Source organism: Paenibacillus sp. NPDC058898 (assembly GCF_049316025.1).
GTDB lineage: Bacteria > Bacillota > Bacilli > Paenibacillales > Paenibacillaceae > Paenibacillus_AQ.
In genome coordinates this window covers 855,250-867,174 of record NZ_JBMOSM010000001.1, presented here as the reverse complement: position 1 = coordinate 867,174, position 11,925 = coordinate 855,250, and the positions used below count along the sequence as shown (strand labels likewise).

Below are 11,925 nucleotides of genomic sequence, written 5' to 3'. Positions count from 1 at the left end.
GATTTTATCAAAAACGATAAGTTACTTGAAACATTATATCATTATAATGATATAATTCAGAGAAATATTAAAAATTAAATTCATAATAATTACTCTTTACTTAAACGTAACCTCACCGTTGGCGATACAGGCATTCCTCGTTATATCGATTTGGGACAATGCACCGTCAAAATTGCACTGGCGTTGGCCGATGCATTCGGGTGTACGGTCAATGAGCTGCCCGTCAGCATCGTGCTGTCCTGGTTTGAGCAAAAGGCGGTTGCCATTATACTGTACTGGGCTTATTCAGCCTGGACATCCTGGTCGATATGTTCGGCCTGAAGCTGATTACAACGGCCGAGGAAGACATGAATGCCATGCTGGCATTGTCATAATCATTCAAATGGCAAATTAAATTAAACGGCCTTACCCTAATGAAATTCAGGACTAAGGCCGCTTAATTGACTCTTTTGGAAATGGCGGTACAGGGATGAACTCCCTGGGATCGCCATTTTTTTATTTTTGCTGGGCTTAATGGTGTTGGTTTTTTGCTCCCCACTCACATAACTGTTCCAAGATGGGTAATAGCGTTTCCGCTTTATCTGTAAGACTGTACTCGACTTTTGGCGGAACTTGAGGATACTCTTTGCGTGTCACCAGACCGTCCGCTTCCAACTCTTTGAGCTGTGAGCTCAATGTTTTGTAAGTGATTGCTCCTATTTGTCTTTTTAGATCATTAAAGCGAACGGTTTGGTTTTCTGCCAAAAGGTACATGATAACCATTTTCCATTTACCACCAATAATTGAAATGGTATATCCAAAAGGTGTATCTTGAACATTTTTAACTTTACCTTTAAATTCCGCCATACTCATACTTAACACTGTCCTTTCGGGTAGTACCTATCATAATTGTGCGTACTATTTTTTTATTTGTGCTCAGTCTATACTAACCTTACTTTGATGTAAAGGAGAGAAACAAATGACTAAAAAAACAATACGCCTGTTAATGCCACAATGGCAAGGGGGAAACAACCCGAACTACTCTTTTGGAGCCGAACTGCTTGCTTGGCTAGCTCCGGACAGTGATCAGCCCCTTATCCATGTACCGGTTCAAGCTTTTGATGGAACTCCGCTAGAAAACGAGGATGGAATGAATGGAAGAAAACAGCTGCTTAAACAGCTAGAGACTGCTCATCATCTAATTGAAGCTCATAAGCCAGATCGCATCGTCATGTTTGGCGGTGATTGCTTAGTTGAACAAGCTCCTTTTGCCTATTTAAACGAAAGGTACGGCGGGGAATTAGGTTTAATATGGATCGATGCTCACTCGGATTTAGTCAATTATGTCGGGTATGATAACGGACACGCATTACCTCTTGGGAATCTTTTGGGAGAGGGAGATGAGGAGTTTGCAAAACATGTGAAATTCCCGCTAAAACCCGGAAATGTCTTTATTGCAGGATTAGCGACTCCTACAGAAGAAGAAGTTGCAGTGATTTCAGAAGCGTTTCAAAGACTAGGTGTTGCACCTACAGAACCAGACACGGAAATGATTCAAAGGCTTGGTATTCGAACTGCCGGAACGAAAGAGTTAGCGAGCGGTACTGAATCTATAAAAGAATGGATCAAAGAAAGCGGCATTAAGCACCTGGCTATTCACCTTGATTTGGACGTACTTGATCCACAGGCATTTCGTTCTTTATTATTCGCTAATCCTGAAGAACCCTTTAATTTATCTCCTAAAGGAACCATGCAAATGCCTCAACTAGTGAGTTTGATTAAAGAATTATCTGAAGCAACAGATGTCGTTGGATTAGGTATAACAGAGCATTTGCCGTGGGACTCCATTAACTTGAAGAAACTCCTTGGAGATATACCCATTTTGAATAACTAAAGTTATAAAAGTATTTTAATAGAACAACGAACTGCATATACTTAGAAAATACATTCCGCACCCTAGTTTTAGGGTGTGTTTTTTTATGGTAGCAAGTGCTATCCAGATCATACTTATTTATGGGGAACTGCAGCGAATCAATAAATTGACATGCAGTTTGGTTTGCATAGCAGGCAAGGATCACTGCCCCCAGTATGTGGTAATATTGTTGGCAAGAACAATTGAAGAGGGGCTCGATACTTGATTCGGGGAGTAATTATCGAAAGTTTTTTTGTCTTAGTAACGGGAAGCAAAAGTTCAACAAACAAAGGCTCGTGAAACATCTATCGTGTGTACTTGAGGAGGGTAAGGTATGATGGACGACGGCAATGAGGGTGCTTTGGAAAATAATGAGATTGATAATGATCAATGGATCAGCGAAGTGGATCAGATTCTTCATGAGATGATCGATAAGTTAGGTGTGGCATATGGCATCGTAAGGGAAAGTAATAACCATGAGGAGCCAACGTGCTGGTATATTCATATCGAAGATTCTGAAAGGAGAGCGAAAGGGTAATTTAACGTTGCAACTTATGGAAATTAAGATCGTCATATAATGAAGGGGGAGAATATGATGATTCTTTTAAGAAGTATATTGATTGTACTATTCGTATCTTTAATCGGGTGTCAGCAAATTACGACCTCAACAGAAAACCTCACTAATGAATTAGATATAGAAGGTTTTGTGGAGCCAGAACCATCGGATTGGGTGAAATATATAACGCCAGTCAGAGAGTACATGTATTATAGAACACAAGCCGTGGTTAACAAGGATATTCATATTTTGTGGGATCATTACCCAGATCTAAAAGAAAATATTGACCACAAGCAAGGTGTTAATATTGAGAAATATGAGGTTGAATCCTTAAATCAAAATGTTAACTTGTTGGATGCCAATTATAATATTGAAGATTATGAACGAATTAAAGTGAAATCGATAAACGATAATAACGTGGAAGTTCTTATTCATGCAAGTATGATTTATTTGAGAGATGATTTTGATGAGTCCGGAGGGGAATATTTAATTAAGCTGTTCTTAGAACATAAGAACAACCATTGGACCGTCGTAAAAACTGACGAATATACTTTACCAGAATACAAAGAATGGATGAAGGAAAAAGAACAGATATAAGCCCTTGTTAAGCCTATCTATTCATAAAACAGTAGAAACAAACGAACCATTCCTCTCAAAGAATGAGTTCGTTTTTTCTTTCTAAGATGTTGGAATGGAATGTCCGCTTTTATGGATTGCTCGATTACATCAGTTTTGGATATATATCCACAATTCATCTGTTGATATACTAGCGTAAACATAGAGAAGGAGGAGAGTCGAATGGCTCTAAGAAGCGGATGACAACAGGACTAATTGCGTGCAGGTTGTCATGATGGACTTGTACGTGCAGCAGAAAGGGGGAGAAGACATGGAGCATTTCGTTGAAGAGAATCTCAAAACCGTGAAGCAGCAGATGGAATTGGCATGCCAAGCCTCGGGTCGCCAGATAGAGGACGTGAAATTGTTGTTGGCAACCAAAACCGTACCGCTTGAAAAATTGCAAATGGCTATACAAGCGGGGGAGACTCTATTCGGGGAAAACAAAGCACAAGAACTACGGGGCAAATTTCCGCTTATGCAGCAGTTCAATCAGGTAGAGTGGCATTTTATCGGACATTTGCAAACGAATAAAGTGAAGGACGTTGTCAAATATGTTACGCTCATTCATTCTGTGGACCGTTTGAAACTGGGGCAGGCCCTTCACCATCAGCTCGTTAAAGAGAACAAAACCATGGATATTTTGGTGCAAATCAACACGTCCTATGAAGAAAGTAAATTTGGTGCTCCTCCGGAAATGGCAGTGGAGTTGGTAGAACAGTTGTCCCAGTTCGAAACGTTAAACGTGAAAGGCTTAATGACGATTGGCAAACTGAATGCAACCAACGATGAGACCCGGCATTGCTTCCGGTTACTAAAATGTATTCAAACACAAATCAGAGAGAACAATTTCCCTCGTGTGCAAATGGATATCCTCTCGATGGGCATGTCCGGTGATTATAAGGTGGCCATCGAGGAGGGAGCTACCATCATCCGCGTAGGGACAAGCGTATTCGGCCAGCGTTACTTGCCGGACAGCTATTACTGGAACGAACACGCGCAACAGGACGATTAGGAGAAAGGCAGGAGAACACTCATGAATACAACAACATCCCCTTCGCTGCGCGGCCGCGATTTGATATCGCCAACCATAGCCGCTTTAATATCTGTCATTGTCAACTATGGGGGCACCTTTATTCTCGTGTTTCAGGCAGCAAAAGTCGCGGGTTTAAGTCCCGAAATGACCGCTTCCTGGATTTGGTCCATCTCCATTGGAGTGGGCATAACCGGGATCTGGCTAAGTTATCGTTACCGGGAACCGATTATTACGGCTTGGTCAACACCAGGCGTGGCTTTTCTCGTTTCGGCCTTAGCGGTAACCCCTTATCCGGAAGCCATTGGAGCTTACATAATCTCTGCCGTAGGATTTATTGTTTTAGGATTATCGGGCATGTTCGAACGATTTGTCCGGCTTATTCCTCCAGGTATTGCTTCTGGACTACTAGCAGGCATTTTACTGCAGTTTGGCATTTCAGCTTTTGGGGGAGCGAAAGTTGATCCATTGCTTGTCGTTGTCCTGTTTGCCGCTTATATCGTGTTAAGACGGTTTACATCCCGCTATGCGATTGTTGGCATACTGGCCATCGGACTGATTTATTTGATTGTTATGGGAATAGCGGATTTCAGCACGATCCACTTGGCGATTGCATCACCGGTATTTGTCGTTCCGGAGTTTTCACTACATGCTACATTAGGTGTTGCATTGCCGCTGTTTATTATTACTTTGACAGGACAATACATGCCCGGAATGCTCGTTTTGCGGAATGACGGGTTTAAGACGAGCGCAAATCCGATTTTGACCGTAACGGGTCTGGGTTCACTTCTTGCAGCACCTTTTGGCTCGCATGCTTTTAATGTAGCAGCCATTACGGCAGCGATTTGCACAGGGAAGGATGCGCATGAGGATTCCACAAAACGCTATATTGCAGGCATTGCATGTGGCATTTTTTATATTGTTGTCGGCATTTTTGGCGTGACGTTGGCTGCTCTGTTTTTGATTCTGCCGGCTACCTTTATCGCGACATTAGCGGGATTGGCATTGCTTGGCACCATTGGTGGTAGTCTTGCCAATGCTCTAACGGATCCCAAGGGACGGGAGACCGCATTGATTACGTTTTTAGCAACAGCCGCGAATGTCACTCTACTTGGCGTCGGTGGTGCATTTTGGGGACTTGTTGCGGGATTGGCAGCTCATCTATTGATTCATGGGAAATTGTATAAAAAGCAATATAGATCAAGCGGAGTATAGCAAGCGGAACCAAAACAATAGAAGATGTGAACATGAAAACAGGGATAGAGCGGTCAAAAGACGGGTGCGAGGTTGTTGGTATTATAAAAGCAACCCCGCAAGACGATAAATGCCTTCTTCAATGGCAGCTTCATCTACTTTAGCAAAACCCAGTACCCATCCTTTTCGATTGCTTTCCAAACCATACGTGCTAAGCGGATAAACACGGATACCTTTTTCGAGCGCTAACTTCGTCATGGCTTCTTCGTCAAACGATGGTTCTGCCTCAAGAAGCATATGCAGCCCTGTTTCTACGCCGCTTAGTGTAAAGTGTTCATTCAGACCCGTCGCGATGATAGCTTTCGTCATAGCTTCGTGTCTGCGCCGATATACATTTCGAACTCGTCTCATATGGCGCATGAAATGACCATGTTTAATAAAATGAGTAAGCGTTAATTGCTCCATAATTGGAAGATGACGATAGGTTAGTTCTTGAACTTGGGCAAGCCGGCGAATAGCCTCTTTGGGACCAATGATTGCCGAGATGCGAATTCCAGGAGCAACCATTTTGGAAAAACTCATCATGTACAAGGTGTTTTGAGGACGCTGACTGAACAAGGTTGGAAGGGGGTCGCCGCGATATCGAAATTCGCTGTCGTAATCGTCCTCAACAATCCAAAACCGCTGTTCAGCAGCCATATGTAACAATTGTTGCCTGCGAGGTTCCGACATAATAACTCCAACCGCACACTGGTGGGATGGCGTAACAAACACAAGTTTGGACCTAGGGTGAATGCGGTCGACATACAGCCCGTACTCATCGACCGGAACGGATACAACTTGCATACGCCGATACTTCAGCGCCATCCAGGCAGCAGGGAAGCCGGGATCTTCAACCGATACCGTGTCTCCTTCATGTAAAAGGGCTTGGGCGATTAGATCAATGCTATGTTGTGCGCCTGAAGTTAATATGATTTGATCGAGATTCACATGAACGCCCCGTTCAAGGGATAAATAACGTTGAATCTGTTCTCGCAGCGGCAAGAAGCCATAAGCGTTGCCGTAAGCCCAATTGTCCAAGTTTGTTTCTGTGGAAGTATGTAAAAAAGATTGTCTCCAATTCTTTTGAAAATGTTCGTCCAGATAGGGCTCATGGGGACTGAAATCGATGTCTACAGTCCGATTCTCTTTGTCTCCGAACCAACTGTGCAAATGACCGACTGAAGCGTTTAATAAGGGCAATTCGGGGAGGAGGGGCCCTTGGGTAGCCGTATCCTCTGATGGACGAGAGGCATATGACCATTCGCTAACTCTTGTCCCGCCGCGACGAGAGGTGACGGTGTACCCGCGGCTGAATAATTCCTCGTAAACAATCTGTATGGTTGAACGGGAAACGCCAATCAATGGAGCGAGTTCGCGGGAGGGGAGCAGTAATTCGCCTGGCGGCCATTTTCCGGTCGTAATATTATGGATTGCTTGATCCAGAAGCTGCTGCCAGATGGGACGTTCATCATCTCGGTTAACTTTTAGCATACATACACCTCTGATGTTATTATGGATTGCTCAATTTACTGATTTATGGATATTAAATAACATTCCATTGATTGATATACTATCATGACAATCGTTGCTTATACAACACAATATAAGTAGACAAACGAGCAAACAGAGAGGAAGAGGGTTCATGAAATATTTGGAACAACAAGACAAAGCAGCGGCACATGCTATTCGGCAAGAACTTATACGGCAGCGGGATACAATAGAACTGATTGCATCGGAGAATTTTGTAAGCCAGGCTGTCATGGAAGCCACAGGTACGGTACTGACCAACAAATATGCGGAAGGGTATCCGGGAAAAAGATATTATGGCGGATGTGAATATGTTGATATCGTAGAGGAGCTTGCCACTTCCCGTGTCAAAGAGCTTTTTGGTGCGGAACATGCCAATGTGCAGCCTCACTCCGGTGCGCAGGCGAATATGGGAGTTTATTTTGCATCAGTCAAGCCTGGTGACACCATTTTGGGCATGAATTTATCCCATGGTGGACATTTAACGCACGGGAGTCCGGTGAACTTTTCCGGTAGACTTTACAATTTTGTCCCTTATGGTGTCGATGAACAAACCGGACGCATTGACTTTGATCAAGTGCGAAAACTTGCTCATAAGCATCATCCGCGCATGATCGTTGCCGGCGCAAGTGCTTATCCTCGAACGATTGAATTTGAGTTGTTTGCCCAAATTGCTGCCGAAGTCGGAGCTCTTTTCTTTGTGGATATGGCACATATTGCGGGCATTGTCGCTGCGGGCTTGCACCCCAACCCGGTACCGCATGCGCATTTTGTAACGACAACAACGCATAAGACGTTGCGAGGACCAAGAGGCGGAGTCATCATGTGCCGTAAGCCATGGGCGCAAGCCATTGATAAAGCGATATTTCCCGGGTCACAAGGCGGCCCGCTTATGCATGTCATCGTGGCCAAAGCGGTTGCGCTAGGCGAGGCATTGCAACCGGATTTTAAAACGTATATGGAAAAAACGCTTGAAAATGCTAATGTACTAGCGGAAACACTAATGAATGAAGGGTTAACCGTTGTATCGGGAGGAACAGATAATCATATCGTTTTGGTTGATTTGCGCACGATTGGACTTACGGGAAAAGAAGCTGAAACCATCCTCGATGAAGTGGGGATTACCGCTAATAAAAACGCAATTCCTCATGATACGGCAAGCCCGTTAGTAACGAGTGGCATTCGCTTCGGAACCCCTGCTATGACATCAAGAGGATTGGGCCCCAAGGAAATGAAAGAAGTTGCCCATCTAATTGGACTTGCCTTTAAAAATCCGAACAGTTCGACGGTTAAAGATCAGATATTGGGAAGTGTCCGTGAGATTATCTCTCAGTTTCCTTTATATGGCGGGCTTTAATAGTGCCGAAAATTGCGCGAGCTTTGCTCCAATCCACGCCCAGACTGCCTTGCCAGCCAGCCCAAGGCATCTCCATATCGGAACGGCCCTTGGTGTTGTCCAGACTGAACTCGGCGTTGATGATCGACTCCATGTTCGTCCAGCGATCCGGGGCAAGCTCCAGGATGCGATTGGGGATCACACCGACCATGGCGAGTGCCTTGAGCATGCCGCGGCGTATGCCAGCGTGTCCTTTGATGATTTTCTCGGCGGTGAGTCGTTTCTCATATTTCCCCGGTGTTTCGCCCGCTTCCGCACGGTCCAGGCTATGCAGCAGATCGCTGAAAGCCTGTTTGTCTTTTTCCGTTGGTTGAATAGGACCTTGCTCCAGCAGTTTGACGAACTCGGTCATGTCTACATACGCGCCGAAGCTCGATCCGCTGTAATTATTGCCCAGATGCATTGCATAACGGATGTAGGACAAGTTGTCCCAGCCTTCGTCGCTATGACTGAATGCGCACACCCTACAGGCAAGAACGCGCTCGGCTTCCTCATACGCATGCGCCCGCGCATGTATCATGGAGTGGTAACTGGCCAGCGAAGATATGCCTCGCGGGTAGCTCCCGCCAACCCCGGCGATAAAGGCGCTGCCTACGCTGCTCCAGGAAAGGAAGGGGTTCGTCTGCAGCTTGATCAGCTTGTCGATGATCTCGTCATGACGGATGTATTGCAGTTCATTTGGGACCCATCCGCTGGCGTGGAGCAGCTCCTGCTCGGCCGGAGTAAGTGTAGCGGTCTTATAGATGGAAACCTCGCGTTCCCGATCATAGTCGTTATTCGAGTGGTGGTACAGCTTTTTCAAAACGCGCATCAGCTTGTTATTCATAGATAACTCCTTTCAATCGAGGGGGATAAGCTCGCTCTTCTGATAACTTTGGGATGTCTCATTCTATTATAATAGCAACTAGTAATGTAGACATGCGCTTAAAGGACCAGGCGGGACATAGAGGAAGTGATGTTAATCAGCAGAGGCAAAGCTCGTTATGCTGATGGCAGAACAGTCAAACTGGAGCACTGGTAGTAAGAGCATGAAATAACGTGCTTAAAGCCAGCCTGGGGATAAACGGGATTTCCGGCTCAAAGCTAACCCGTTGGTCAAGTCACCAATTTTTAGGGTTGAGCCGAAAAGTCCCAGCTAATCACTTGTAATTCGTTGGCTGATGTTTTATATTGACATAAGAGTAGGTCAAAAATAAAAGAGGTGAACGGACGAGATGACTCCACGCACGAAGGAACAAAACGAAGAGATCCGGCTGCGGCGTCTGACGCAAATCCGTAAAGCCGCTGCCGATGTGTTTTTGAATAAAGGGCCTTTACTGGAAATCCGTGATGTTGCCACGCAGGCGGAGCTCGGCTATGGCACGGTATACCATTATTACAGCAATAAGGGCGATTTGCTCCACGATCTGCTATGGGACGCGTTGGAGCGGGCCGGGGGATGGCTGGAGGCTCCACCAGAGGCGCCGCTGAAGGTTACGCCGGAGGTCGCGCGGGCTCCGGCTTCGGATGAGGCGCTGGCGGGCGGGCATTTCGGCTTGGCTGCGGCGGCGGATACCGGGAACTCCGCTGCCACGGATTCCCGAAGCGAAAGCCGCGAAACGGCCGATGCCGGAGAGCTTAGCCCCGTCGCTGCCTCCGGCGTCCGGCTGCTGGAGCTTTGGGCTGAGGACCACGCCCTGTACCTGCTGCATAAGCTAGCCGGTGAGGGCTTTGCCTCGCTACCTGAAGCGCGTTCGGCCCCGCTCTCAGCCGCCTTTCACCGGGAGGTGCTCGCTCCGTTTGCCACGCTGCTGGAAACCAGCCGTGTGGCGGAAGGAGCTGCCGCTTCTGGCGGAAACGCGGCGGAGCCGCCAAATCGGCTGCAGCGCGCGGAAATGCTGCTGGCCGCCTTAGTCGGCTGTGCCTCGCTTTCACTTCGCCGCGGTAAGCTGCACGAAGAGGCCAGGGATATCGTACGGTTTTTAAAACTATAGAGCTGATAAGGAGCGAATAAACATAGATGATCATTTTAAAATCACCTAGGGAAATCGAAGAGATGAAGCCGGCGAGCCAAATCGTTGCGGACTGCTACCGTGAGGTGGCCAGACTGATCGAGCCTGGGATCACCACCCAGGAAATCAATGACTTTGTTGCCAGACACATCACCAAACTGGGCGGCAAGCAGTTTACGAAAGGATACAACGGTTTCCCCGCCGAAACCTGCACTTCGGTCAACGATGTGGTGGCCCACGGCATTCCTTCGAATCGGGTGCTTATGGACGGCGACTTGCTGAAGCTCGACATCGTTGTGGAATACGGCGGTTGGTTCGGCGATTCGTGCTGGTGTTATGCGGTGGGCAATATCCGGCCGGAGGCGCAAAAAATAATGAAGGTGGCAAAGGAATGCTTGGATCTGGGGATCGCCCGGGCAATCCCCGGGGGTCGGCTCGGCGACATCACGTCGGCGATTCAACAGCATGCGGAAGCAAACGGGTTCTCGGTCGTACGCGATCTGCTGGCGCACGGGATTGGGCGGAGCCTGCATGAGGAGCCGAACTACGAGCATATCGGCGTAGCCGGCAAAGGCATTCGGTTAAAGGAAGGCATGGTGTTTACGATTGAACCGATGATCAACGAAGGTACGTTCCGTATCACGATCGACGACGATCAGTGGACGGCGAGAACGGCCGACGGCAAGCTGTCGGCGCAATATGAGCATACGATTGCAATCACGGCTGACGGACCGCTGATTTTAACGGCCCAGTGAATTTTTTGAATGAACAAAGCCGGGGAATGACAGTATAAGAAAGTGGTATACATTTCATTTTCCAAAGGAGGATATCTGTTATGGCTCACCAGAAGAGAAGGAAAGAAGCTGCCTGGAAGTCACGAAAGCAAGAACAGCATCCCCATGGTAAAATCAAATCGCTCAAGGAATTGTCCAGCGAATAGAGTGAAAAGTATACTCCATGTGAGAGAAAGACTGTCGGCGTAAAATACCGGCAGTCTTCTTTCTTGTATTCATTCATCAGACATCTCGGCAGTCTATGGAAAAAACTTGAAAAATATTTATATTACAATTATAGTAGATATTGGAATTAAAAATAATATTTGTATGAAGAGGAGCGTGCGCCTATGAAAAAGAGAATTGCTAGTATTCTTACCGCTACTGCAGTTTTATTATCTATTCCAGCAAGTGCATTTGCATACACGCCATTACAAACTCAATCATCCAGCATTATCACCCCGCTTGCTCATGATCAATGGAATTTCGTTATATCAGGTGAAGATGAGGTTACTTTTGATTATGCAAAATCAGATGGAGTGAACTTACGTGTCTGGCTGGGGGATGATGAACGCGCTGGCATGGAGCTCCTTGTTTATGATCCAAATGGCAATCTTTTTGCTTCAGGTAATTCAACATCTCGGACTGATTATCAAGTTAAACTGGAGACTAAACCCAAAATCGAAGGAACCTACAAAATCAAAGTGGTTGTAAATGATGGTGGAGGACCCTACTGGATTTCATTGGCTGCAAGATCATACTAATGCTTGGACCGTCCATAATTGGACGGTCTTTTTTTATCTGTCTTTAACAGACTCACAACGAATCTGGAGATTGCTTGATTATGCGAAATTGAATATACAAATTGACTTGACATTGGAGCTTACTCCAATGTTACTTTGAATAC

The 11,925-nt window shown here is 46.1% G+C and carries 13 protein-coding genes and 1 pseudogene; 11 read left to right on the top strand and 3 right to left on the bottom strand.

The annotated features are described in order from the left end of the window. Nucleotides 1–114: 114 nt before the first annotated feature. Nucleotides 115–374 (top strand): annotated as a pseudogene (locus tag ACOZB4_RS03790) (hydroxylamine reductase); the annotation flags it as partial. Nucleotides 375–510: 136 nt separating this feature from the next. On the opposite strand, the gene ACOZB4_RS03785 reads toward ACOZB4_RS03790, so the two are convergent. Continuing rightward, nucleotides 511–852, bottom strand: coding sequence for a winged helix-turn-helix transcriptional regulator (locus tag ACOZB4_RS03785; protein ID WP_098745735.1), 342 nt, complete (start codon nt 850–852; stop codon nt 511–513). A 106-nt stretch (nt 853–958) separates the two neighbouring features. On the opposite strand from ACOZB4_RS03785, the gene ACOZB4_RS03780 reads away from it, so the two are divergent. The 5 genes from ACOZB4_RS03780 (at nt 959) to ACOZB4_RS03760 (ending at nt 5,310) form a co-directional block, all read left to right on the top strand. Continuing rightward, a complete protein-coding gene (locus tag ACOZB4_RS03780; RefSeq protein ID WP_379405933.1) occupies nt 959–1,873 on the top strand; it encodes an arginase family protein in 915 nt (304 codons plus the stop codon). Between the two features lie 352 nt (nt 1,874–2,225). After that, nucleotides 2,226–2,429 carry a hypothetical protein gene (locus ACOZB4_RS03775; RefSeq protein ID WP_379405935.1) on the top strand — a complete coding sequence of 68 codons (204 nt, stop codon included), beginning with the start codon at nt 2,226–2,228 and terminating at the stop codon, nt 2,427–2,429. Between the two features lie 57 nt (nt 2,430–2,486). Then, nucleotides 2,487–3,044, top strand: coding sequence for a hypothetical protein (locus ACOZB4_RS03770; RefSeq protein WP_422759470.1), 558 nt, complete (start codon nt 2,487–2,489; stop codon nt 3,042–3,044). A 289-nt stretch (nt 3,045–3,333) separates the two neighbouring features. Continuing rightward, on the top strand, nt 3,334–4,077 hold the full coding sequence (locus ACOZB4_RS03765; RefSeq protein WP_379406155.1) for a YggS family pyridoxal phosphate-dependent enzyme: 744 nt from the start codon (nt 3,334–3,336) through the stop codon (nt 4,075–4,077). A 21-nt stretch (nt 4,078–4,098) separates the two neighbouring features. Beyond that, nucleotides 4,099–5,310, top strand: coding sequence for a benzoate/H(+) symporter BenE family transporter (locus tag ACOZB4_RS03760; protein WP_379405939.1), 1,212 nt, complete (start codon nt 4,099–4,101; stop codon nt 5,308–5,310). 81 nt (nt 5,311–5,391) lie between these two features. Here ACOZB4_RS03760 and ACOZB4_RS03755 read toward each other — a convergent pair whose 3' ends face one another. After that, a complete protein-coding gene (locus ACOZB4_RS03755) occupies nt 5,392–6,822 on the bottom strand; it encodes a PLP-dependent aminotransferase family protein (RefSeq protein ID WP_379405941.1) in 1,431 nt (476 codons plus the stop codon). A 151-nt stretch (nt 6,823–6,973) separates the two neighbouring features. Here ACOZB4_RS03755 and glyA point away from each other — a divergent pair, with 151 nt between their 5' ends. After that, complete coding sequence (gene glyA, locus ACOZB4_RS03750; RefSeq protein WP_379405943.1) at nt 6,974–8,215, top strand: serine hydroxymethyltransferase; 1,242 nt, start codon at nt 6,974–6,976, stop codon at nt 8,213–8,215. Here glyA and ACOZB4_RS03745 read toward each other — a convergent pair. Then, nucleotides 8,181–9,065, bottom strand: a complete 885-nt coding sequence (locus ACOZB4_RS03745) for a hypothetical protein (RefSeq protein WP_379405945.1) — start codon at nt 9,063–9,065, stop codon at nt 8,181–8,183. The genes glyA and ACOZB4_RS03745 overlap by 35 nt on opposite strands. A 403-nt stretch (nt 9,066–9,468) precedes the next feature. On the opposite strand from ACOZB4_RS03745, the gene ACOZB4_RS03740 reads away from it, so the two are divergent. From ACOZB4_RS03740 to ACOZB4_RS03725, 4 genes are all read left to right on the top strand, one after another. Further along, complete coding sequence (locus ACOZB4_RS03740) at nt 9,469–10,227, top strand: TetR/AcrR family transcriptional regulator (RefSeq protein WP_379405947.1); 759 nt, start codon at nt 9,469–9,471, stop codon at nt 10,225–10,227. Between the two features lie 26 nt (nt 10,228–10,253). Further along, a complete protein-coding gene (gene map, locus ACOZB4_RS03735) occupies nt 10,254–11,000 on the top strand; it encodes a type I methionyl aminopeptidase (RefSeq protein ID WP_379405949.1) in 747 nt (248 codons plus the stop codon). A gap of 80 nt (nt 11,001–11,080) precedes the next feature. Next, nucleotides 11,081–11,185 (top strand): DUF6254 family protein, encoded by a 105-nt coding sequence (locus ACOZB4_RS03730; protein WP_015735743.1) that lies wholly within the window; start codon nt 11,081–11,083, stop codon nt 11,183–11,185. Nucleotides 11,186–11,368: 183 nt separating this feature from the next. Beyond that, nucleotides 11,369–11,782, top strand: a complete 414-nt coding sequence (locus ACOZB4_RS03725) for a hypothetical protein (RefSeq protein WP_076321575.1) — start codon at nt 11,369–11,371, stop codon at nt 11,780–11,782. Nucleotides 11,783–11,925: the final 143 nt, after the last annotated feature.

Coding starts and splice junctions, on each gene's coding strand:
- ACOZB4_RS03725 (WP_076321575.1), top strand. CDS start 11,369: ATGAAAAAGAGAATTGCTAGTATTCTTACCGCTACTGCAGTTTTATTA.
- ACOZB4_RS03755 (WP_379405941.1), bottom strand. CDS start 6,822: ATGCTAAAAGTTAACCGAGATGATGAACGTCCCATCTGGCAGCAGCTT.
- ACOZB4_RS03730 (WP_015735743.1), top strand. CDS start 11,081: ATGGCTCACCAGAAGAGAAGGAAAGAAGCTGCCTGGAAGTCACGAAAG.
- ACOZB4_RS03765 (WP_379406155.1), top strand. CDS start 3,334: ATGGAGCATTTCGTTGAAGAGAATCTCAAAACCGTGAAGCAGCAGATG.
- glyA (WP_379405943.1), top strand. CDS start 6,974: ATGAAATATTTGGAACAACAAGACAAAGCAGCGGCACATGCTATTCGG.
- ACOZB4_RS03785 (WP_098745735.1), bottom strand. CDS start 852: ATGAGTATGGCGGAATTTAAAGGTAAAGTTAAAAATGTTCAAGATACA.
- ACOZB4_RS03770 (WP_422759470.1), top strand. CDS start 2,487: ATGATTCTTTTAAGAAGTATATTGATTGTACTATTCGTATCTTTAATC.
- ACOZB4_RS03780 (WP_379405933.1), top strand. CDS start 959: ATGACTAAAAAAACAATACGCCTGTTAATGCCACAATGGCAAGGGGGA.
- ACOZB4_RS03745 (WP_379405945.1), bottom strand. CDS start 9,065: ATGCGCGTTTTGAAAAAGCTGTACCACCACTCGAATAACGACTATGAT.
- map (WP_379405949.1), top strand. CDS start 10,254: ATGATCATTTTAAAATCACCTAGGGAAATCGAAGAGATGAAGCCGGCG.
- ACOZB4_RS03740 (WP_379405947.1), top strand. CDS start 9,469: ATGACTCCACGCACGAAGGAACAAAACGAAGAGATCCGGCTGCGGCGT.
- ACOZB4_RS03760 (WP_379405939.1), top strand. CDS start 4,099: ATGAATACAACAACATCCCCTTCGCTGCGCGGCCGCGATTTGATATCG.
- ACOZB4_RS03775 (WP_379405935.1), top strand. CDS start 2,226: ATGATGGACGACGGCAATGAGGGTGCTTTGGAAAATAATGAGATTGAT.